This is a genomic window from Lentihominibacter hominis, from assembly GCF_014385065.1.
GTDB lineage: Bacteria > Bacillota > Clostridia > Peptostreptococcales > Anaerovoracaceae > Lentihominibacter > Lentihominibacter hominis.
On sequence record NZ_JACRTA010000001.1, the window covers coordinates 651,582 to 673,615 of the forward strand.

Consider the following 22,034-nt stretch of genomic DNA (forward strand, 5'->3'; position numbering starts at 1 on the left):
TGTGACAGCAGTGTATCTATTGTGCAAACTGGCTGTTGTAAAGATTGGTATAGAATCCATTTTGTGACAATAGATCCTCATGAGTTCCCTGCTCTATTATATCTCCATGATTAAGTACCAATATATGATCAGCATCTTTTATCGTAGATAATCTATGAGCTATAACAAAACTTGTTCTCCCTTTCATAAGATTTGTCATTGCCTGCTGTATCAGTGCCTCTGTTCTTGTATCAACGGAGCTTGTGGCCTCGTCAAGAATCAGTATCGGAGCATCTGCAAGAAATGCTCTTGCTATTGTGAGGAGCTGTTTCTGTCCCTGAGAAATATTAGTAGCTTCTTCATTTACCTCCATATCATATCCTTTGCTCTGGGTCTTTACGAAATGGTCTATATGAGCCGCCTTAGCAGCCGCTTCCACTTCTTTATCAGTAGCGTCCGGATTACCATATCTTATATTTTCGCGGATAGTACCATTATTTAACCACGTATCCTGGAGTACCATACCAAACATCTCTCTTAAATTTGACCTCGACAATTTAGTTATATCATATCCGTCTATTGTAATTTTCCCTTTCTCAAGCTCGTAAAATCTCATAAGCAGCTTGACTATAGTGGTTTTTCCAGCTCCTGTCGGACCTACGATGGCAACACGCTGTCCCGGCTGTGCAACAAATGAAAAATCATGTATAACAGTTTCATCCGGGCTGTATCCAAACCTTATATTCTCAAAAGCTACCCTGCCCTTTACATCATCTACATCAATTACTTTTTCAGGAGCTTCATCAAGGCCTGCCTCTTCTTCCTCATCTATCAATTCAAATATTCTCTCTGCAGCCGCAGCTGTAGACTGAAGCTGATTGGCAACATTAGCCACCTGTGATATAGGCTGATTAAAGCTTCTCACATATTGGATAAAGGCCTGTATATCACCGATAGAGATCTTGCCGTTTATGGCAAGATTGCCGCCCAAAAGACATACTGCCACATATGCCATATTTCCTATAAAATTAGTTATAGGCATCATAGTTCCCGACAAGAACTGTGACTTCCATGCAGATTCGCATAACTTATCATTATACTTCTCAAAGGTTTCTTGAGATTCTTCTTCCCGATTAAATGCTTTTACGATATCATGTCCTGTGTACATTTCTTCCACATGTCCGTTGACATAGCCAAGATATTTCTGCTGATTCTTAAAATGCCCCTGTGATTTGGATACTATCAGACGTATCACCAGCATTGAAAGCGGCAGCACCACCAGAGCCGTCACTGTCATAAGTACACTTATACGCAGCATCATTATCAGTATACCGATTATAGTTGTAAAGCTTGTTATTATCTGCGTCAAGCTCACTGACAAAGTCTGATTCACAGTCTCTATATCATTTATCATTCTGCTCTGTATCTCACCATGAGTCTTACTGTCAAAAAATTTAAGCGGCAGTCTGTCCAGCTTCACCGACATTTTATCACGAAGATTATATATGACTTTCTGAGAAACATCTGCCATTATCCATCCTTGCGCTGCTCCAAACAGCAAGCTCAAACCATATAGACACAGAAGAAGCAGCAATATAGAAAGCAGTCCTTCAAAATCTATACCCATGCCTCCCATCAGACCCTCTACTACTTTATCGGTGGCATCTCCCAATATAGTAGGTGAAATTATGGAAAACACTGTACTTGCTATGGCAAAGATGAATACCGCTACAAGTCTGAATTTATAAGGGGAAAGGTATCTGACAAGAGTTTTCATTGTCTTTCCGAAATCTTTGGCTTTTTCCCCCGGCATCATATTGGCTCCCGGCCCTCCAGGACCCGGTCCCTTTTTCTTTCCTGCCATTATTTACGCCCCCTTTCCAATTCCTGTTCACTAAGCTGGGATAATGCTATCTCCTTATATACACTGCAGTTCTCCATCAATTCTTCATGAGATCCAATTCCGGCCAGCTTTCCTTCATCCATTACAAGAATCTGATCAGCATCTATAATAGTATTTATTCTCTGCGCTACGATTATGATGGTGCTGTCTCCGACCTTCTTTTTAAGAGCATCTCTGAGGGCTTTATCTGTTTTGAAATCCAGCGCTGAAAAACTATCGTCAAAAATATATATTTTAGGTTTCTTCACTAAAGCACGGGCTATAGAAAGTCTTTGTTTCTGTCCTCCGGAAACATTAGTCCCTCCCTGAGACACTTCTTCATCAAACCCGTTTTCCTTTTCGCTTATAAAATCCAGCGCCTGAGCTGTCTCAGCGGCTTCCAGCATTTCCTGGGCTGTCGCATCTTCTTTGCCATACTGCAGATTAGTTGCTATGGTTCCCGAAAACAGCATTCCCTTCTGAGGTACGTAACCTATCTGATCTCTGAGCTCATGCTGTGTCATATCTTTGATATTAATACCATCAAGAAGTATCTCACCTTCCGTGACATCATAAAACCTCGGAATCAAACTTATAAGTGTCGATTTCCCGCTTCCCGTACCGCCTATTATAGCCGTGGTCTTCCCCGGCTGTGCGGTAAAACTTATATTTTCCAGAGTTTTCTCCTCAGCATCAGGATAAGCAAAGGATACATTGCTGAACTGTACGACGCCTTTATGATTTTCTAAACTCTGCGGTTTTTGAGAGTCTTCTATAGTAGGCTCCACATCCAGTACCTGTCCTATTCTCTGAGCAGAGACGGCAGCTCTTGGTATCATTATAAACATCATAGTTATAAACAGAAACGACATTATCACCTGCATAGCATACTGCAAATATGCCAGCATATCCCCTATCATAAGATCCTGTGATTCTATCAAATGTGCGCCTGCCCATATTATGAGAATACTTACTCCGTTCATCACAAACATAAGAGAAGGCATCATAAATGACATTGCTCTGTTAACAAACACATTTATCTTAGTCAGTTCCACATTAGCTGTATCGAATCTCTCTTCTTCTGATTTCTCAGTATTGAAAGCTCTTATTACAAGTATTCCCGACAATCTCTCCTTCATAATTAGGTTCAGTCTGTCAAGCTTGCTTTGCAGTACTTTAAATTTGGGAAGTACAAGAAAAAAAGCCATAAGCATGATACAGACTATGACAAGTAAAGCAAGGCCTACAGTCCATGAAAGAGATACACTTGTATTCAATGCCCTTACTATAGCTCCTATTCCCATCATAGGAGCAAAACACGCCAATCTAAGTATCATTACTGTTGCCTGCTGCACCATCTGTACATCATTGGTTGAACGCGTTATCAGAGATGCTGTAGAAAAATCTTCCAGCTCCGCAGCCGAAAACGCCGTTACCTTTCTGAACAATGCCCTCCTTATATCTCTGGACGACTTCGCTGATACTCTGGAAGCCAAAAAACTCCCTGCCAGCGAACATAATACTGTACCGGCTGAAACCGCCAGCATTATCAGGCCTGTTTTCCAAATATAATCCATATCCTGTTTTACTATTCCGTTGTTGATTATGTCAGACATGTATCCAGGCAAAGCCAACTCACACATAGCCTGTCCGAACAGGAATGCCAAAATCAGCGCTATCAGCCATATATACGGCTTGTAGTATCTAAAAACTGTCTTCATATCTTTCCTCCTTCCAGCATTTCCGCTATGTTTTGTGTCATCTTACCGAGCAGCACAGTCAAAGTTTTTATCTCCTCATCACTCATCCCTTTTGTGATGTTACGCTCAAATTTCATGTAAGTCTCCTCTCCCAAGCGATATACACGTCCGGCTTTCTCTGTAGGAAAAAGGCAATATGCCCGTTTATCACCCGGATTTTGCCTTCTGTCCACAAATTCTTTAGAAACCATATCCTTTATGGCTTTTGCTACAGCACCTTTATCAATCTGTGCATATCTGGACAACTCTTCTTGGGAAATTCCGGGATTTTCATTGATATACTTCAAATATCCCATTTGCTGACCTGTCAGACCAAACTGTCTCATAACCTTATCGTGCATCACTCTTCCATGTCTGTATATTATGGAAAAATACATATGTATAGGGCCTAAAACTGTGGGACCGCAGTACTTCATACCTGATGTTCCGTTAGTAATCTGTTTCATTTGACGGCAAGATTCCTTTCAAAATAAATAGTTGCCATTGCAACCATTATCAATAGGCACCATTTTATCATGTCATTAATGGTTGTCAATGCAACTATTTATATTTTAACAAAATCTTCACATACTATACATTTCTGTAAATTCTGATAATAATTATTCTTTATCTATATCATCAGCAAGACTTCTAAGCACTCTCCTGTTAGCACTGCTCAGCGGCCCCAGAGGCAGTCTGCATCCGCCTACTCTCATTCCTTTCATATTCATTATGGCTTTTATAGGGACAGGATTGGTTTCACAGAAAAGCGCATTTATCAGATTCAGATATTCAAGCTGTATCTTTTTAGCTTTTTCCGTATCTCCGTCAAGATATGCATGAGCCATTTTACTTACCTTGTCTGGCATCAAATTAGCCCATACGGAAACAGTCCCCGCAGCGCCCATAGACATCAGAGCCACTGTAATATCATCGTTTCCCGAATATATACTGAAATCATCATCTATTAGTCTTGAAAGCTTTGCCACATATGATATGTCCCCGCTTGCTTCTTTAATTCCGGCAATATTCTTATGGCGCGAAAGTTTTGCGACTATCTCGGGGCTTATACATATGCCCGTTCTTGCCGGAACATTATAAATATATATAGGTATATTCACATTATCGGCTATAGTATAAAAATGTTCCAGCATTCCTGTTTCATTAGGTTTATTATAATACGGTGTAATCACCAGTAAGGCATCAGCCCCCATTTTCTCATATTTAATACTTTTAGCCAGGGATTTCTCCGTATTATTGCCTCCACTGTTGGCGATGATAGGTATTCTTCCGCTGCTTTCTTCAACAGCCGTTCTGACTATCTCATCCTGTTCCTGTTCGGAAAGAGCAGGCGTTTCCCCTGTAGTGCCCAATACGAGTATGGCATCAGTGCCTTGATGGATATGCCAGTTTATAAGCTCTCTCAATCGTTTGTAATCAACATTGCCTTCTTCATCAAAGGGCGTTACGAGAGCTACGATAGATCCTCTTATCATTTCTACCTCCCTGAAAATTTCAATCTTATATACTTATGGTCTTAAATTCATAATATGCACATAAAATAATTTAGGTTAACAATCTTATATTTAGTTGACAATCTCATGTCTAAGGTTTACAATCTCTTTTGAAGAAATCAACATTCTAATCGAAAAGGAGATAATACTAATGACAACAAAACATTATTCCGGTACTGCAATGATGATTTTATGCGGAATTTTTGCCGCTATAACCGCCATCTGCTCTTTTATAACTATTCCCCTGGGATTCACACCTGTGCCTATCAATCTGGGTACACTGGCTGTATTCCTTACAGGTGGTATACTCGGCAAAAAATACGGTACTATAAGTATGGCAGTGTATGTATTGCTGGGAGCTGTGGGAATTCCCGTGTTTTCCGGGTTCAGAGGAGGAATAGGAGTCTTGGCAGGCCCCACCGGAGGATATATAATAGGATATATAGCCGCTGCGTTCATCATCGGTCTGACCGCTGACATTATCTCCGGACGCAATGCTTTAAAAACCACAGAAGACAAACGATACATACATTTTCCGGCTATAGGATTATATGCTCTGACCATGGCAACCGGACTTATTATATGCTATGCTTTTGGTACAGCGTGGTTCATGATAAGTACAGGCACCCCACTTTGGACATCTCTTCTGTCGTGTGTCTTCCCGTTTTTACCGGGAGATGCTCTAAAAATACTGGCAGCCGCCATTTTAGTAAGGAAACTCAGACCGCTTCTAAATAAAAACGGTATCTGAAAACTCAAAAGGAAAGCAGAACATATGAAAAGAATTTTTTCCGTCACAATATCTTTTGCTCTGATACTTCTTGCTGTATTTTTGATAGTTTTAAAACTACATGATCCGGCTTATACTACACTCAATGATATAAGATCAGCAGGGCAGACAGCTTATATAGAACAAAAACTCGATGAAATGTCTCTGGAAGAAAAAATCGGTCAGATGTTCATGGGGTGCTTTTACAATGGTACTCCGTCTCCGGAAACTGTATCTCGATATCATCTGGGAAGCGTACTGCTGTTTCATTCAAGCTTTGCTGAAAAAGATAAAGCATCCGTCATATCACAACTTAAAGCCATAAATGATATCTGCAATATAAAGCCTATCATTGCTGTAGATGAAGAAGGCGGTACAGTGAACAGAATCAGTAATTCACCATCATTTCGCAGTGAGCCTTTCAAATCTCCCAGAGAAATCTTTGCTTCCGGAGGTATGGATGCCATAATTAAAGATACTCACGATAAAAATGCTTTTCTTTCCGAATTAGGTATTAATCTTAATCTGGCGCCTGTATGTGATATTTCCCAGAACCCAAAAGATTTCATGTTTTCCAGAAGCCTCGGCCAAAATGCACAGATTACTTCCCAATATGCTGCCGCTGTTACGAAAGCATGTCTTGAGGACAATATAGGATGCTGTCTGAAACATTTTCCGGGATACGGCAATTCCGCTGATACACATAAAGGAATGTCTATAGATAAAAGATCTGAAAAACAACTGGAAGAAAACGATTTTCTTCCGTTTAAAGCCGGCATAGATGCCGGCGCTCCTTCCGTACTGGTCTCCCATAACATAGTATCTTCATTGGATGAAAGTCTCCCTGCATCTCTTTCGCCTGCTGTTCACAGAATTCTGCGTTACGATATGAACTTTTCGGGTGTTATAATTACTGATGATCTTTCTATGGGAGCCGTATCAAATTTTTCTCCTAAAACCGACAGCGCAGTTACAGCTATAATGGCCGGTAACGACATACTCTGTACAGGAGATTTTGCCAATCAGTACAAAGCAGTTCTTGAAGCAGTAAATAACGGGACTATATCAGAAGAAAGGATTGATACATCCGTAAGGCGCATACTATTATGGAAAAAAGACTTGTCATTATTTTGACATATTCTTTTCAACAAGTCTTCACAATAGCACCGTTAAAATGGCATATTCCATTGTTATTATAAGATCACAGCAAAGGAAAACAATTGCTGAAAAAAATAAGCAAGAGGGCTGCTTTAACAAATAAACACTTCTTCTTCTCAATCCCTAAAACACAGCAGCCCCCTTCAAATTTAGGAAACACCTCCTAATAAAATGATAATAATGATAACGACGAAAAGAAAACTGCCCTCGGCAGTTTTCTTTTTTTCGCCTTAAAGTTATTTTCTCTTTTTAAATCAGCTCTACATGTGTATAATAAAACTATAAAAAGGAAGAAAGGAGGCACCCGTTATGATGATATCAACAAAAGGTCGCTATGCTCTTCGAGTCATGATAGAACTGGCGTCTCATGACACAGAGAAATACATACCGCTCAAAGAAATAGCAAAAAACCAGGATATATCTGAAAAATATCTGGAATCCATAATCAAGATACTTGTAAAAGACGGAATGGTGATAGGCTTAAGGGGCAAAGGAGGAGGTTACAGGCTTTCCGGCACTCCGGCTTCATATACTGTAGGTAAAATACTGAAACTTACGGAAGGCTCTCTGGCTCCTGTGGCATGTCTTAAAGGAGAAACAGCCGAATGCTCAAGATCAAAAGGATGTCCTACTCTTCCTATGTGGCAGAAGCTCAATGAAATAGTAGATAATTATCTTGAAAGTATCACTCTGGAAGATCTGGCAAAACAAACTTTAGATAATTCCGGAGGGGATTACATCATATAAAATCAATATATTTTTACCGTTTGCTGAAAGTTCCTTTGCGAAAAAAGCATTGAGCTTTCAGCTTTTTATTATTTTAAATATAATAAAACCAACAGAAAAAAGAATCATTAGAAATTATTTCCGCTAAAACCTATTGACACAGTATGTTTATGGTGTTATTATTCATATAAACCCACTTAGTTAATAGGTAATAAGGCATAAAACTAATATCAAAAGGAGGAATTTCCCATGAACACATATCACTTCGAGACATTACAACTTCACGCAGGACAAGAAACACCCGACTTAACTACAGGCGCAAGAGCTGTCCCTATATACCAGACATCTTCCTATGTATTTGAAAATTCCGATCACGCACAGGCAAGATTCGGACTGCAGGATCCGGGAAATATTTACGGCCGTCTTACCAATCCCACCCAAGATGTATTTGAACAGAGAATGGCAGCTTTAGAAGGAGGCGCTGCCGCTTTGGCAGTTGCTTCCGGAGCAGCAGCTATATCCTATACCATAGAAAATCTGGCACAAAACGGTGATCATATTGTTTCCGCCAAAAATATATACGGCGGAACTTATAATCTTCTTGCTCACACATTGCCGCAATATGGTATATCTACAACATTCGTAAATATATTCGACTACGATGCTGTTGAAAAAGCTATTCAAGATAATACTAAAGGAATCTTTATAGAAACACTGGGAAATCCCAATTCCGATGTAGTGGATATTCAAAAGATCGCGGATATAGCCCATTTTCATAGAATCCCACTGGTAGTCGACAATACATTTGCAACCCCATATCTCGTAAGGCCTATAGAATATGGAGCAGACATCGTTGTCCATTCTGCTACAAAATTTATAGGAGGCCATGGAACAAGCATAGGAGGAATCATAATAGACAGCGGTAAATTCGATTGGGAGGCATCAGGCAGATTCCCTTCCCTTACAGAACCAAATCCAAGTTATCACGGTATCAGCTTTACAAAAGCAGCAGGACCGGCAGCTTTTATCACAAAGATACGAGCTATACTTTTAAGAGATACCGGCGCCACTCTTTCTCCAATTCATGCGTTCATATTTCTTCAGGGATTGGAAACACTATCTTTAAGAGTCGAACGTCATGTTGAGAATACCCTTAAGGTGATAGACTTTCTTAAAAATCATCCTCAGGTCGAAGAAGTCCATCATCCCGCCGCAACTGACGACAAAAACCAAAAGGAACTTTATGCTAAATACTTTCCTGACGGAGGTGGTTCCATTTTCACATTTAATATTAAAGGCGGCCTTCAGGATGCCAAAGATTTTATCGATAATCTCAAGTTATTCTCACTTTTAGCTAATGTAGCTGACGTGAAATCACTTGTTATTCATCCGGCAACAACAACTCACAGTCAGTGTACTGAAGAGGAACTTAAAAATCAAGGCATTAAACCAAACACTATACGTCTTTCTATAGGAACCGAACATATTGACGACATTATAAATGATTTAAAAAACGCCTTTTCAGCTATATTAAAATAAAGGAGTGATTAAAATGAAAATATATAAATCTGTATCAGAACTGGTAGGCAATACGCCGTTGCTGCGCCTTTCCCGTATGGAAAAGAAAGAAAATGTTCCCGCTGTCCTATTGGCAAAATTAGAACTTTTTAATCCTGCCGGCAGCGTAAAAGACAGAATAGCCAAAGCTATGATAGAAGACGCCGAAAAAAGCGGATTATTAAAAAAAGGATCTGTTATAATCGAACCTACAAGCGGCAATACAGGTATAGGGCTGGCCTCAGCTGCCGCTGCAAAGGGATATGACATTATAATCACCATGCCCGAAACAATGTCTGTAGAAAGAAGAAATCTTATCAAGGCATATGGCGCAAAGGTAATTCTGACTGAAGGAGCAAAAGGCATGAAAGGAGCCATAGCCAAAGCAGAAGAGATAGCCAAAGAAACACCCGGCAGTTTTATGCCGCAGCAATTTTCAAATAAGGCCAATCCTAAAGCTCACTATGAATCTACAGGCCCGGAGATCTGGAACGATACAGACGGAAATGTAGATATCTTTATCGCAGGAGTCGGCACGGGCGGAACTGTAACCGGCATCGGAAAATATTTAAAAGAAAAAAATCCTGCGGTAAAAATCGTAGCTGTAGAACCTGCCGCTTCACCGGTACTTTCGAAAGGAACTCCCGGACCTCATAAAATACAGGGAATCGGCGCCGGATTTATTCCTGATACATTGAATACCGACATATACGATGAAGTCATTGCCATAGAAGATGATGAAGCTTTTAAAACCGGTAGAGAAATAGCGAAAACAGAGGGAATTCTTGTAGGTATTTCATCAGGAGCCGCAGTCGCGGCAGCCATTAAATTATCTAAGCGCCCGGAAAACAAGGGAAAAAACATAGTTATCCTGCTTCCGGATACGGGTGACAGATATCTTTCTACAGCGCTATTTAATGATAGCAGCCGTTAGTCAGCCATATATTGTAATGTTTGGCATAAAACAAAGTACCTTCTGTGTTACAGTGAAAAAAATCAAAAGTTGACATATTTTTTGCTCATCAGTATACTATTATTGTTCGCTTTGACGAATCCCCACCAGATAGGAGTAATAATAATATATGAGACTGAGAAAAGAAATAGATGAAATGAAAGAGCGTGATATCCTGCTCATTGCCAGGATATCAGATGCTCTGGCGCATCCCGCCAGAATAAAGATATTCAGATACATAATGGCCGCAAACAAAAAAAGAGAACGTGTATGTAATAAGGACCTTGTAAATCACTTTGATTACTCACAGGCCACCATATCACAGCATGTAAAAAAGCTGAAGGATGCCGAACTTCTCCAGGTCCAGAAAGAAGACCGCTATTCTTACTATTACGTGCATCTCGGCACCCTCAACGATTATTTAGTTGCCACCAAAAAATTTGAGAATATGGAATCCTAAGTTTTTTTCAAGCGAGGTCTCATCTATGATGAGGCCCTTTTCATTATAGGATATTATCTGCAATTTTCTCCAATCAGCCTCGATCACTTGATAATTCATCCCATCTCCATATGCAGCCATGCAGTAATCAGGAGCATTACTGCCATCATAAACTTCACTTTTACGCTGACCGGAATTCCCCATTATATATGTTATTCCATTTATCTCCTCTGTTCTCATATACATATGCTGATGTCCGCACAAAACAAGATCGGTATTGTATTCTTCCATTATCGGCACCCATAACTTTCTGAGCTGTGGCGATACAGTATCTCTGTCATGCATACCGTAAGGAGGATGATGTGTCACTACAATATTCCATATCTTAGTGCTTTGTTGCAGCGTTTTTCTAAGCCATTCCTCCACTGCTTCTTCATAAGCCTGCCATGTGTCATCACCCATTTTCTCACGTCTCTCATCAGTAAGAAAAGAACTGTCAGTCATAATAAATCTACAGTTTCCATAATCAAAATAATAAAAATCCTCTTTGAGTTCCTCAGCATACGGGCCATTTTCCGGAGATGCAAACAGCTTTTTATAGGTTTTATTAGAGCTGACACCTTCATGGTTTCCTGATACTGTCATCAGTGGGAGCTTCGAAAAGACTTGACAGTTATCCAAGAATCCGTTCCACTGGGCAGTTTCACTGGGTATATTCACCATATCTCCCCCTATAACTGCACACCTTAACGAAGGATGTCTCTCATAAATAGCCTCTGTCATTTCTCCCCATCTCTGATATTCTTCCATCGAAACATCAAACTGAACATCCCCCAGATAAAGAAACGAGTCTGTCCCTGCCGTTTCAGGAGATATAAAACTTTGAGGAGAATCAAACATAACTCCGTCACCTATTTCATAATAATACTTTTTACCATATCCCAATCCGTTCAGCTCTGCCGTATATCTATAATAACTTCCTTTAAGAGCTTTCTCTGAGACAGCCTTTATAGCTTCGGACTTTGGCAGATCTTCCTTACTCTGGCTCACTCGAAGAAATTTAGGCCCCTTTTTTGTTCCTTTCCAGCTTATATAGATAGAATCGGGTTTCTCGCTCAAAGAAATAATTACTTGTCTTTCCCGGATTTCCTTCCGATTTCTGCTATCCAAAAAATTTTCCGGATTGCCGGTTTCACTATTCCCGGTGAATTCAAATACAACCAGACCTACAGCGCCGACAGTCAGAAAAACTGCTATCAGCGCAGCAATAATAATAATCCCTTTTCTCATAAAAAATTCCCCCGTTATATATACTACACATCCGCGCAGTTTTTATAACGAAGGAAAAATTTATCTGAGCTCATCTATTCCCATATTGGCAAGCTCATCAGCTCTGTTGTTTTTAGCTGTAACATATGTAAAATCATCATAAGAAAATTCACTGCCGTTCCATTGGATAAACTTAGAGTAAAGCTTATCAAAATCCACAGATTTGCTGTCTAAATTAACATGACCTTTAACCCTGTAAAATGATATAGTATGTCGCTGAGTATATGGTATAAGCTGTTTCCACAGATCCTGATTCTCCACGTTTTTTTTCGCCGATGTCTTCCAGCCGTTTTTCTGCCATACCTCATACCACTTTTTTCGAAAACAATCCATCAGATAACTGCTGTCAGAAAACACATGTATTATCTGCCCTTCCTTTTTTACAGCCTTAAAGGCCTCTAAAAGAGCTGTCATTTCCATTCTGTTGTTAGTGGTATTACGTTCACTTCCATAAATCTCCTTACATGCTGTACCGAATTCCATGACTGCTCCCCAGCCTCCCAGATTTTCATCATTCTGATTGCCTGAGCAGCCTCCGTCCGTATATATCCTCAAGATTTTATCATCCCTCATTTTAACGTCTCCTTTTTCCTATGATATAAAATCTATCATATCATCCCTTATGTGTCCATGTCTATATATAGTACAAATTGACATTTTCGGTCCTTTGGAGTATCTTAATATAGTAAAGGAGACCGGAAATACATATGTCATTAAAATTTTGTTCACTTGCCAGCGGAAGCAGCGGTAACTGTTACCTAATAAAAAACGATTCAGCAGCCCTGATTATAGATGCAGGAATCTCCGGAAAAAAAATACTGCAAGGGCTGGATGATACCAATACTCCTCACGAATATGCAAAAGGACTTCTCATAACCCATGAACATACCGATCATGTGAAAAGTGTATCCGTCCTGTCAAAAAAACTGCCGGGTCTGTCAGTCTATGCAAACCAAGGAACATGGGGAGGCATCAAAAAACCTGTGGCTCCCACTCAGCAGAGAATTTTTCGCACCGGAGAAGATTTTTACATAGAGGACTTTATGATACGGCCTTTCTCCATACCTCACGATGCAACAGATCCTGTTGGATTTTCCATATATCATGAAAATAAACAAATAAGCATCGTTACAGATGTAGGTTATATAACAGATAGTATATTTGATGAAATAATAGATGCGGATCTTCTTCTTCTTGAGGCCAATCACGAAAAAGAAATACTGCTCATGGGAAGATATCCATACCCTCTAAAACACAGGATCCTGGGAGAAACAGGCCATCTTTCCAATGTCTCGGCAGGAGAATGCCTGTGTCGCCTTGCCTCGGCAAATCCTAAAGAACGTCAGATCCTCCTGGGACATCTCAGCCATGAAAACAACGATCCGGCGGTAGCCCTTCTTACAGTAAAAAATACACTTATGGAAAAAAACATCATCCCGGGAAACCAGCTGAAACTGGGAATAGCCATGCGAGACTGTCTCAGCTATATGTATGAGGTATAATAATGAATATATCAATATTAACAGTAGGAAAACTAAAAGAAAAATACTGGCGAAGCGCAGCAGAAGAATATTCAAAAAGACTGAACAAATATTGCCGTCTACAGATAACAGAAATTAAAGAAAATCCTCTTCGAAACAATCCGTCACAGGCTGACGAAGATGCGGTGAAAACTGCAGAAGGAAGAGATATTCTCGATAAAATAAAGCCCTCAGACTACGTGATAACACTGGAAATCAACGGTACTGCTCTATCATCCACACAACTCGCCGCCTGTATGGAGAATCTGGCAGTTACAGGAAAAAGCAGCATAGTTTTTATCATCGGAGGGTCTCTCGGTCTTTCAAAACAAGTCAGCGACCGAGCTGATCTCAAACTGTCCTTCTCAGCTATGACATTTCCCCATCAGATGATGAGAATAATTCTTCTGGAGCAGATCTACAGAAGTTTTAAGATCATAAAAAATGAAACGTATCACAAATAATACGTTTCTGTTTTTTATTATGCAAAGATATCCTCTCAGAAAATATGATACATATTTTCTATTTTAAATGCTTTCTCCTATATACAGGATCATGTTCAAGAAGATCTATAGTCTTATTCATTACACCCGGATCATACATGGATTCCATCAAAAGTCTGGTCTCCTTCAGACTTTCAGTCATCTCTTCTTCGCTCTTTATCTTCAAAACTCTTCTGTATTCATACATAAGTTTTTGACCTGAAACATCCCCTTCGGCAAGAGCTGCCACAGCCGCGTCAGCGGCAGCTTTAGCCGATTCGGCTGCAACAGAAAGCCCATCGTTTTCCAAAGGCATTGACAAAGCAGCCGAATCCCCTATCATCATAAATCCATCGCCGGCCTTATGTATGCCATAGCTTATATCATTAACTCTTCCGCCTTCCCATGGGCTTATCTGACGAGCAGTCGCAAACATAGCCGATATCTTATGTGTCCTGCTGACCCACTCAGAAAAAATCTTTGCCGCTTCAGTATTATCAAAAGCGTCTCTTCCGTGAATCATCATTCCCACATTGCACAGACCTTCTCTAACTCCGTCTCTGCCCACAGGCATCACCCAGAAATATCCTGCTCCCAAAAGACTTGAAAAAGCAAACACACCATAAGCTTCATACTGATCCTTTGCCAGTCCTCTGTCGAGCTTCACACCTTTAAAATATGCCCGACGTCCCGTCCATATACCATATGGTTTTTCTTTCATGATTCCCATGGCTCCGGCAACAGAAGATAAGGATCCATCAGCTCCAATAAGAATCTTGCTTCTTATACGGAGATCCTCTCCCCTGTATCTGACTTTCACACCGGTAACAGCAGACTTTTCTTTCATCACATCTGTAATATTGCAGCTTTGTCTCAGTTCAGCTCCATGTCTCACGGCGGTATCAACAAGAAGCTTATCAAGATCATATCGAGAAGCACAGTAACATTCAAAGGGTATCAACGTTTCGCATCCACTGTCACTTATAAGTTTAAGGTTTCTTATACATGTGCTCATAGCATCCAGCTCTTTAACCGCTCCCAAAACACCCATATGATAAACAAGCCCTTCACACTGCATATCGCCGCAGGCCTTATCTCTGGGGAAGATATCCTTATCCAGAAGCAACACGTCCACCCCCGCTCTTGCAAGATATGATGCACATATAGATCCCGCAGGACCTGCCCCTGCTATTATCACTTCTCTCTCTGCGAAAGCCATCTCTATGCCTCCTCCTTTACAGCTTTTAATGTTATAGCATTAACAGGACATACCCGGACGCATACTCCGCATCCCATACATCTTTCCGAGGCCGCTTTGCGGTATCCGCAGGACAGACATCTTGATGCTTCCACAGCCGCCTGCTCTCTGCTCAAAAGTTTCCTTCCCGCCTCAAAACCGGGCTGTACGAAAGACTTTCCTTCAAATATATCATATTGTACGGAAGCTCCTGACAAGACTTCACTGGTATTTCTAAACTTTCCATTTGCCGGAAAATCACAAGACTTAAGAAAACTTTCCACTGCCGCTGCTCCTGCATGCCCTGCTTCCACAGAGCTCATATCAAAATCACCTATGGCGAAAACCCCATAGACGCTTGTGATCAGCCGCTCATCAACCTGTATATATCCATTCGAATCTATATCCAGCCCCGGATTCGCCGCTTTTACAGCCTCAGTATCCGGTTTTGCACTGTCTCCCAAAACCAGAGTATCACAAGGTATATCTATGATTATATCACGTTCGATAACCCTGCACTTAACTCCTGAAATTTTTCCGTCTGTCTGATCTATAGCTGTCAGTTCCACGCCTGTCACCAAATTAACACCTTCATCAAGAGCCGCAGCTACAGAAGCAACACTTGCTTTGAGCTTTCCTTTGCTCATTGGAGCAAGCACCGTTACCTGCTCACATACTTCTCTCAGCAGTCTGGCAATATCAAACGTCAATTCATCGCTTCCGGTAACCAACATCCTTACGCCTTCAATTTTTTCGTGGTTCATAAGCTTTCCCATCAAAGAAACCACTTCAAAAACCCCTCTGCATTCTGCATTCTCCATTTGTGGTTTCACGCCGCAGGATTCTCCGATAGCAAACAACACTGCCTGATATCCCATAGAAAACAGCTTATCTATATTAGGACTGAAACCAGCTGCGATATCACATATAACCTCTATACCCGAATCAGCTACCTTTCTGAGCTCCCTGTCTAACAGTTCCTTATCTATGCGTTTTTCGGAAGAAAGCCACTTATAGTGACCTCCCAGAGACGAGTATTTTTCAAAGATTGAAGGAGCATACCCTGCTTCTGCCAACTCTATTGCCGCAGTTATTCCTGATATTCCTCCGCCTATTATAGCTACTTTTCTTTTTTGATCCTGAAAACTCTCTTTATATGTAAACACAGGCATGTCCTCTTTTATCCCGGCTGCCCGCAGTACAGTAAGAATATCCTCTGCAAACCCCGGCTCAATATGATCCAAATCATCTTCCTTTATGGCTTTTTCAAACTGTGGCACTATTCTCTGTATATTTTCGGCATATATTACGGAACTATGGGGAGCATTTTTTATAATATTTTCCTGCGCTCTTATCTGCATGCCATTGAGCATCCCCATTATCTCAGAAGCTGCGGCACGTCCTGATGCCATAGCCTCCGCCACCGATCTGTTTTCAAAACAAGCCTCTCCACATGCGAATACCATTGGCTTATTAGTTCTGTATCTATCGTCAACTTTTATCTTACCGTTAGGATATGTCTCCATATTTCCTATTTTTTCAACACTGCATTTTTGTCCTATGGCAAATACTACAGTATCACAGAATACATTAAATTCACTGCCCTTAACTCCATGAGGCCTAAGTCTGCCGCTTTCATCAGGAAAATATTCCACCTTGATAAATTCTACAGCCTTTACCCGGCTTCCCTCTTTAATTATCTGTTTAGGTCCGATCATAGGCCTGAAATCCACACCTTCCTCTGCAAACGCCTTAAGATCGTCTTCACAGATCTGAAGACTGTCGGCTCTATCCATAGAGGCGCATATAACTTCTTTTCCGAGACGTCTTAAAGCCCTCGATATGACGGCTGCCAGTTCACCGCCTCCGATAACCGTTATAGTATCTCCCAGCTCTATTCCTTCTTTTTCGCCTCCGTTTATCTGCCTCATCAGATTGACTCCATCATAAACCATCTCGGCATCAGAGCCGGGCAAAGATACCTTTACACCTGAGGAAGCACCTGCTGCTATGAGACATGCGCTGAATCCCTCATTCCAGATATCTTCTAACATATATCGGGAGCCGATCTCACAATCATACCTGACTTCTATACTATCAGAAAGTATTCTCTCAATCTCTGATTTAAGCATAGTTTTGTTAAGGCGAAACTCAAGAATGCCCCAGTTAAGAGCTCCTCCAAGTCTGCTGTCCTTTTCAAATATGGTAACCGCATATCCCGCCTTGGCCAATTCAAAAGCAGCGGTCAAGCCTGCCGCTCCTCCTCCGATAACTGCGATTCTTTCATCAAAACGTCTTATATATTTATACGGTTTTGTATCAGTTCTACTCAATATGTAACCTTCCAGCGCTCTCATATTCAAAGGCTCTTCCGATATATACTTCAATCTGCAGTTATCTTGACAGCTCTGACTGCATATAGAAGCACATACCCACGGCATAGGATTCTTTTCATCTATAAGATTATATGCTTCTTTGAGATCTCCGCTCTCCACAAGCCCGGCCACAGCCTGGGGAGATATTCCAAGCGGACACCCTTGTTTACATCCTGCCTCAACCGACAATTTCAAAGCTTCACCAAAAGCTCTCTTCTCCGTATATTTATTTCCCCCACAGTCCGGAAACATGCAGCATACAGTTTTTCTATATTCTTCAATAGCTCCGGTCGGACATATATTGCTACAGTTTCCACAGTTGACACATAATTTAGAATTTACTGCAGCCTCCGTTCTTTTATCTATAGTTAAATTAAATTCCATGATTTCCTCCCGTCTGCCATATATCAGGAAATTTCCAGAGCCGCCAATTCATCACTGAGCTCAAAGCACATTTCCGCAGGCAGAATATCCTTTATCATAGCTGCCATGGCATCTGCCGTAATTTGCCTCAGCTCATTTCCGACTATCCATCTTTTACACAAACGTATATATCCATAATCTCTCATACCATTCCATCTGAAATGTACATTTCTTTGAGCCATTACGAAAATCAGTCTGGATGTTCCGATCCATTCCAGCTCCTCATCAAGATATCTCATCTCCGGGCTGTCTGTATAGTTATGATCGAATTCCTCATTCACCCTATTTATATATTTTTCTATGGCCTTCAGCCGTCTCTGCCCTTTGCGGCCTTCATAAACGCTTTGTTCAGCAGCCATGACGGCACCTCCTTCTGCTCATTAACTGTAATTCCGACAAATATTATACCACGGGCTTTATCCCATGTTCAATATACCCATCGGAACAATATACTCTGACGGTGCCGAATTATTTTGCTGCCAAGATGATAAACATATGAATTCACTTAACTGCTTCGCCTATTCTCCGGTTTCATCTGCCTGCCGCAATCTCCGCCGCTGCTGCAATGGTCTCTTCTATCTCTTTTTCCGTGGTATAAATACTCGGACATAATCTGACACATCCTGTTTTCTCTGTCCCTATAGTTTCATGAGCCGCACCGCTGCAATGAAATCCTGCTCTTACAGCAATACCATACCTGTTATTAAATACGTCAGCTACTTCTTCACAATCTATCCCATGTATATTCATAGCGACTACAGCAGTCTTCTCATAAGTATCTTCAGGTCCGTAAAGCTCTATACCCGGTATTTCGGAAAGCCCTCTTTGGAGTTTTTCTGTAAGCCTGCGTTCATGCTCCTCTATCACATCTATACCAAGCTTTGAAATCACACGTACCGCTGCTCCCAATGCGATTATTCCGGGACTGTTTACTGTTCCCGCCTCATATCCTTCGGGAAAATCCACAGGCTGCTCGAGATCCTTTGATCTGCTCCCTGTTCCCCCATCCAGAAAAGGCGCCATATAAATGCCCTCCCTTACATACAAAAATCCTGTCCCCTGTGGTCCGAGAAGGCCTTTATGTCCCGGAGCCGCAAGAATATCTATGTGTTGTTTTTTTACATCTATATCCATATGACCTGCGCCCTGTGCTCCATCTACCATGAATAATATCCCATTCCTAAGAGCCAGTCTCCCTGTTTCTTCTACAGGCATTTTCGTCCCTGTAACATTGGAGGCTGCAGTCATCACTATTAATCTTGTCCTTGGCGTTATCTCCTTTTTTACATCATTCACAGACAGCCTTCCTGCCTTGTCACATTTTACTGTACTTACTTTTACGCCATTTTGTTTTAGGCTATGTAGCGGTCTGAGTACTGAATTATGCTCCATTGATGTTGTTATCACATGATCTCCCGGCAAAAGCACTCCTTTCAGTGCCATATTTATAGATTCCGTACAGTTCTTGGTAAAAACTATCCTTCCCGGATTCTCTATATTAAAAAGCCGCGCTACAGACAGACGAGTCTTAAAAATCTCCTGCGCTGTTCTTGCAGCCATAAAATGTCCCGCCCTTCCGGGATTGGCACAATAATTAACTGTTACATCCATAATTGTCTCCGATACTTCAGGGGGTTTCGGATATGATGTCGCCCCGTTATCCAGATAAATCATCTACATACCTCCGCAATAAAAAGAAAAAAAATATAGGCTACGGTATCTATTCCATAACCTATATTAAGATATGCGCCTTTAATAACTTTTGTTCTGATCTAAACTTTCCAGTTGCGGTCCATGATCCTTGCAAGAAGTGATTTTTTCACTGTAATGGCTTCTTCGGGACACATTTCCTGACAGCAGTAACATTTTATACATCTGTCATAATTATACACAGCCGCAGGCTTCCCCTTCTTTGCCTTCTTCACATAAATAGCTTTACCTTCTACGGGGCATGCATTGACACATATGCCGCACCCTATACATCTCTCTGTTTTGACCACTGGCTTTTTTTCAAGCAGAGGTCTCAAAAATCTTATGGGCTTCAGCATTCCTCTATATTCAGTGCTTCTCTGAACGTTAAACGACCTGTCGCCATATTCTTTGACAGCCTCCTCTATAGTCATCTGTCCATTTTCACTTATTATATTCAAGTTTTGCCATGAACCTACACCCTGCTCCATCCCGCTCACATTTGTGGGAACTAGTTCCGGTTTAAGATCTACAAGATAACAAAACACTGCATCCAATGCCACGGGATCCTGTGAAACCATTATAACATTCATAGCTTTAGGAGTTCCGGATTGAGGGCCATTTCCTTCCATAGCTACTATACCATCCATTATATGAAGCTTAGGTTTCACAAGATTATTGAGATCAGCTATCATCTTTGCGAAAACTTCTGCCGTAGCAAATCTGGCATGAGATGCTCCCTTATTTATTCCATACACACAGCCGAAAGTGTTTTTCACAGCTCCTGTGATACGTTCAAGCTGATGGGTCTTCATTTTACAAATATTAATTATTCCGTCAGCTTTTACAACTTCATCGCACAGTATAAATCTGTCGGCTGCTCTTCCTTTCGGAAAGTCCACCTGAATACCGCTTTCAAAATTCCCCAGAGGTATATCCATAGCATCAGCCGCCTCTTTTATTCCACATTCTTCTGCTACTTTTTCTACTTTTATCATAGGATTCCCCGGCGAATCACCATATTTCAGATTATTATATCCATTTTTTCGAAGAAGGCTTCCTACAGCTTTAAAGACTGCAGGGTGCGTGGTGCAGGCTTTATCGGGGGATGTCTTTGCAAGAAGGTTCGGTTTCATTATTATACGGCTTTCCCGGCTCAAAGCCTTCTCTCCGCTTGAAAGTATACTTTCAAGCCCTCCCAAAAGCTCAACTGCTCTAAAAACCGCCGCCTCTACACTTCGTTCCTCATACGTGTCACATCTTACGACAGCTACCTTCGAAGATACAGCGATTGTATTTTTTTCTGTTGCCATAATCATACTCCCATCAATCTGAAATAGGTACGGCGTCTCCTAAAAATGTAGGCTGGGGTTTGAATATCCATTTTACAAAATCCTTATCCCGTGCCATCACTTCCCTTACCTCACGTTTTTCCTGTCCCGAATATGTGTACTGATCAGAAGCCGCTCCCATCGCTTCTATCCCCATTCTCTTACATCCATACAAGGTCCGGTAGAGATGATAAGTCTGAGTCACTACAATCATACTGTCCACTTTGAAAATATAATTCGCTCTGTAGACAGATTCATATGTGGAAAACCCCGCATGATCAAGAAAAATATCTTCTTCTGCAACTCCCGCCTTCATAACATAGTTTTTCATAGCCTGGACCTCGTTATACACCATCTGCCCATTATCACCGGAAAGCAAAAGCTTAGGCGCTACTCCCTTATGATACAAGTCTATCGCTGTATCCAGCCTGTCTTCCAAAATAGAACTTGGAGTTCCATCTGCATTTACAGAAGCCCCAAGCACCAGTATACAGTCAGGCTCTATACTCTTCATCTTGCTGATTTCCTGATCTGTAGCAGTATCATCAGGCTGTTCGAACACTGCGGCTATATCAGACTGAGTGCTTTTGATCACGTAAAAATTCAGTCCTATGATAACGATAACTGAAATTATAATTATTTTTATCAATGTAAAAAGCACCCTTGACGGCATGCTCTTCTTTCTATCTTTTCTGCTCATAACTTTTTTATTATATACGGTTTTTATGTGATTTTAAAGAAATAAAATATTTTTTACATCTTTTTCAGCAGCTTCGCAATTATAATGCGAAATTATCTTTGTCATACGATTCCCGACTGCTGACTCACACAATTTTTTCCTTTCATGACTGTCAAAGAAACCATTTTGTTTATTTTCATAATTATTTTTTATTTTTATTGTTGATTATTAACAATTTTAGTGTTATATTATTG

The 22,034-nt window shown here is 40.9% G+C and carries 20 protein-coding genes; 8 read left to right on the plus strand and 12 right to left on the minus strand.

Annotation, left to right across the window (positions count from 1 at the left end):
- Positions 1–16: 16 nt before the first annotated feature.
- The 4 genes from H8692_RS03140 to dapA all read right to left on the minus strand — a co-directional run bounded on the left by H8692_RS03140 (position 17) and on the right by dapA (position 5,096).
- Positions 17–1,843 carry an ABC transporter ATP-binding protein gene (locus H8692_RS03140; RefSeq protein WP_187524969.1) on the minus strand — a complete coding sequence of 609 codons (1,827 nt, stop codon included), beginning with the start codon at positions 1,841–1,843 and terminating at the stop codon, positions 17–19.
- Positions 1,843–3,582 carry an ABC transporter ATP-binding protein gene (locus tag H8692_RS03145; protein WP_177267824.1) on the minus strand — a complete coding sequence of 580 codons (1,740 nt, stop codon included), beginning with the start codon at positions 3,580–3,582 and terminating at the stop codon, positions 1,843–1,845. The genes H8692_RS03140 and H8692_RS03145 overlap by 1 nt, the downstream gene beginning before the upstream one ends.
- Complete coding sequence (locus H8692_RS03150) at positions 3,579–4,067, minus strand: MarR family winged helix-turn-helix transcriptional regulator (RefSeq protein WP_177267825.1); 489 nt, start codon at positions 4,065–4,067, stop codon at positions 3,579–3,581. The genes H8692_RS03145 and H8692_RS03150 overlap by 4 nt, the downstream gene beginning before the upstream one ends.
- A 153-nt stretch (positions 4,068–4,220) precedes the next feature.
- The gene (gene dapA, locus H8692_RS03155) at positions 4,221–5,096 is read right to left on the minus strand and encodes a 4-hydroxy-tetrahydrodipicolinate synthase (RefSeq protein WP_177267826.1); all 876 of its coding nucleotides are present in this window, start codon (positions 5,094–5,096) and stop codon (positions 4,221–4,223) included.
- A gap of 169 nt (positions 5,097–5,265) precedes the next feature.
- Between dapA and H8692_RS03160 the strand changes: the two genes are divergently transcribed.
- The 6 genes from H8692_RS03160 (at position 5,266) to H8692_RS03185 (ending at position 10,736) form a co-directional block, all read left to right on the plus strand.
- The gene (locus H8692_RS03160; RefSeq protein ID WP_187524970.1) at positions 5,266–5,865 is read left to right on the plus strand and encodes a biotin transporter BioY; all 600 of its coding nucleotides are present in this window, start codon (positions 5,266–5,268) and stop codon (positions 5,863–5,865) included.
- A 24-nt stretch (positions 5,866–5,889) separates the two neighbouring features.
- Positions 5,890–7,017 (plus strand): glycoside hydrolase family 3 protein, encoded by a 1,128-nt coding sequence (locus H8692_RS03165; RefSeq protein WP_187524971.1) that lies wholly within the window; start codon positions 5,890–5,892, stop codon positions 7,015–7,017.
- A 333-nt stretch (positions 7,018–7,350) separates the two neighbouring features.
- On the plus strand, positions 7,351–7,788 hold the full coding sequence (locus H8692_RS03170) for an RrF2 family transcriptional regulator (RefSeq protein WP_187524972.1): 438 nt from the start codon (positions 7,351–7,353) through the stop codon (positions 7,786–7,788).
- Positions 7,789–8,016: 228 nt separating this feature from the next.
- Positions 8,017–9,306, plus strand: coding sequence for an O-acetylhomoserine aminocarboxypropyltransferase/cysteine synthase family protein (locus H8692_RS03175; protein WP_177270836.1), 1,290 nt, complete (start codon positions 8,017–8,019; stop codon positions 9,304–9,306).
- 13 nt (positions 9,307–9,319) lie between these two features.
- Positions 9,320–10,258 (plus strand): cysteine synthase A, encoded by a 939-nt coding sequence (gene cysK, locus H8692_RS03180; protein WP_187524973.1) that lies wholly within the window; start codon positions 9,320–9,322, stop codon positions 10,256–10,258.
- Positions 10,259–10,406: 148 nt separating this feature from the next.
- The gene (locus H8692_RS03185; RefSeq protein ID WP_177270838.1) at positions 10,407–10,736 is read left to right on the plus strand and encodes an ArsR/SmtB family transcription factor; all 330 of its coding nucleotides are present in this window, start codon (positions 10,407–10,409) and stop codon (positions 10,734–10,736) included.
- Here H8692_RS03185 and H8692_RS03190 read toward each other — a convergent pair.
- Both H8692_RS03190 and H8692_RS03195 read right to left on the minus strand, forming a co-directional pair.
- A complete protein-coding gene (locus tag H8692_RS03190) occupies positions 10,698–12,005 on the minus strand; it encodes a metallophosphoesterase family protein (protein WP_187524974.1) in 1,308 nt (435 codons plus the stop codon). The two genes, H8692_RS03185 and H8692_RS03190, sit on opposite strands and share 39 nt — an antisense overlap.
- A 60-nt stretch (positions 12,006–12,065) precedes the next feature.
- Entirely contained in the window at positions 12,066–12,617 is a 552-nt protein-coding gene (locus tag H8692_RS03195; RefSeq protein ID WP_187524975.1) for a ribonuclease H family protein, read from the minus strand.
- A 134-nt stretch (positions 12,618–12,751) separates the two neighbouring features.
- Between H8692_RS03195 and H8692_RS03200 the strand changes: the two genes are divergently transcribed.
- Both H8692_RS03200 and rlmH read left to right on the plus strand, forming a co-directional pair.
- Positions 12,752–13,546 (plus strand): MBL fold metallo-hydrolase, encoded by a 795-nt coding sequence (locus tag H8692_RS03200; RefSeq protein ID WP_187524976.1) that lies wholly within the window; start codon positions 12,752–12,754, stop codon positions 13,544–13,546.
- 2 nt (positions 13,547–13,548) lie between these two features.
- Positions 13,549–14,028 carry a 23S rRNA (pseudouridine(1915)-N(3))-methyltransferase RlmH gene (rlmH, locus tag H8692_RS03205; protein ID WP_177270842.1) on the plus strand — a complete coding sequence of 160 codons (480 nt, stop codon included), beginning with the start codon at positions 13,549–13,551 and terminating at the stop codon, positions 14,026–14,028.
- Positions 14,029–14,086: 58 nt separating this feature from the next.
- On the opposite strand, the gene H8692_RS03210 is transcribed toward rlmH, so the two are convergent.
- The 6 genes from H8692_RS03210 to H8692_RS03235 all read right to left on the minus strand — a co-directional run bounded on the left by H8692_RS03210 (position 14,087) and on the right by H8692_RS03235 (position 21,801).
- Positions 14,087–15,265, minus strand: coding sequence for an NAD(P)/FAD-dependent oxidoreductase (locus H8692_RS03210; protein ID WP_187524977.1), 1,179 nt, complete (start codon positions 15,263–15,265; stop codon positions 14,087–14,089).
- 2 nt (positions 15,266–15,267) lie between these two features.
- Positions 15,268–18,042, minus strand: a complete 2,775-nt coding sequence (locus tag H8692_RS10830) for an FAD-dependent oxidoreductase (protein ID WP_187524978.1) — start codon at positions 18,040–18,042, stop codon at positions 15,268–15,270.
- 23 nt (positions 18,043–18,065) lie between these two features.
- A complete protein-coding gene (locus tag H8692_RS03220; protein WP_177270845.1) occupies positions 18,066–18,440 on the minus strand; it encodes a hypothetical protein in 375 nt (124 codons plus the stop codon).
- Positions 18,441–18,612: 172 nt separating this feature from the next.
- Positions 18,613–19,755, minus strand: coding sequence for an aminotransferase class V-fold PLP-dependent enzyme (locus tag H8692_RS03225; RefSeq protein ID WP_177270846.1), 1,143 nt, complete (start codon positions 19,753–19,755; stop codon positions 18,613–18,615).
- Positions 19,756–19,853: 98 nt separating this feature from the next.
- The gene (locus H8692_RS03230) at positions 19,854–21,083 is read right to left on the minus strand and encodes a DUF362 domain-containing protein (protein WP_177270847.1); all 1,230 of its coding nucleotides are present in this window, start codon (positions 21,081–21,083) and stop codon (positions 19,854–19,856) included.
- A gap of 13 nt (positions 21,084–21,096) precedes the next feature.
- Complete coding sequence (locus tag H8692_RS03235; RefSeq protein WP_243206880.1) at positions 21,097–21,801, minus strand: SanA/YdcF family protein; 705 nt, start codon at positions 21,799–21,801, stop codon at positions 21,097–21,099.
- Positions 21,802–22,034 lie beyond the last annotated feature (233 nt).

Coding starts and splice junctions, on each gene's coding strand:
- H8692_RS03170 (WP_187524972.1), top strand. CDS start 7,351: ATGATGATATCAACAAAAGGTCGCTATGCTCTTCGAGTCATGATAGAA.
- H8692_RS03235 (WP_243206880.1), bottom strand. CDS start 21,801: ATGAGCAGAAAAGATAGAAAGAAGAGCATGCCGTCAAGGGTGCTTTTT.
- H8692_RS03190 (WP_187524974.1), bottom strand. CDS start 12,005: ATGAGAAAAGGGATTATTATTATTGCTGCGCTGATAGCAGTTTTTCTG.
- rlmH (WP_177270842.1), top strand. CDS start 13,549: ATGAATATATCAATATTAACAGTAGGAAAACTAAAAGAAAAATACTGG.
- H8692_RS03225 (WP_177270846.1), bottom strand. CDS start 19,755: ATGATTTATCTGGATAACGGGGCGACATCATATCCGAAACCCCCTGAA.
- H8692_RS03220 (WP_177270845.1), bottom strand. CDS start 18,440: ATGGCTGCTGAACAAAGCGTTTATGAAGGCCGCAAAGGGCAGAGACGG.
- H8692_RS03200 (WP_187524976.1), top strand. CDS start 12,752: ATGTCATTAAAATTTTGTTCACTTGCCAGCGGAAGCAGCGGTAACTGT.
- cysK (WP_187524973.1), top strand. CDS start 9,320: ATGAAAATATATAAATCTGTATCAGAACTGGTAGGCAATACGCCGTTG.
- H8692_RS03185 (WP_177270838.1), top strand. CDS start 10,407: ATGAGACTGAGAAAAGAAATAGATGAAATGAAAGAGCGTGATATCCTG.
- H8692_RS10830 (WP_187524978.1), bottom strand. CDS start 18,042: ATGGAATTTAATTTAACTATAGATAAAAGAACGGAGGCTGCAGTAAAT.
- H8692_RS03195 (WP_187524975.1), bottom strand. CDS start 12,617: ATGAGGGATGATAAAATCTTGAGGATATATACGGACGGAGGCTGCTCA.
- H8692_RS03145 (WP_177267824.1), bottom strand. CDS start 3,582: ATGAAGACAGTTTTTAGATACTACAAGCCGTATATATGGCTGATAGCG.
- H8692_RS03230 (WP_177270847.1), bottom strand. CDS start 21,083: ATGGCAACAGAAAAAAATACAATCGCTGTATCTTCGAAGGTAGCTGTC.
- dapA (WP_177267826.1), bottom strand. CDS start 5,096: ATGATAAGAGGATCTATCGTAGCTCTCGTAACGCCCTTTGATGAAGAA.
- H8692_RS03140 (WP_187524969.1), bottom strand. CDS start 1,843: ATGGCAGGAAAGAAAAAGGGACCGGGTCCTGGAGGGCCGGGAGCCAAT.
- H8692_RS03175 (WP_177270836.1), top strand. CDS start 8,017: ATGAACACATATCACTTCGAGACATTACAACTTCACGCAGGACAAGAA.
- H8692_RS03160 (WP_187524970.1), top strand. CDS start 5,266: ATGACAACAAAACATTATTCCGGTACTGCAATGATGATTTTATGCGGA.
- H8692_RS03150 (WP_177267825.1), bottom strand. CDS start 4,067: ATGAAACAGATTACTAACGGAACATCAGGTATGAAGTACTGCGGTCCC.
- H8692_RS03210 (WP_187524977.1), bottom strand. CDS start 15,265: ATGGCTTTCGCAGAGAGAGAAGTGATAATAGCAGGGGCAGGTCCTGCG.
- H8692_RS03165 (WP_187524971.1), top strand. CDS start 5,890: ATGAAAAGAATTTTTTCCGTCACAATATCTTTTGCTCTGATACTTCTT.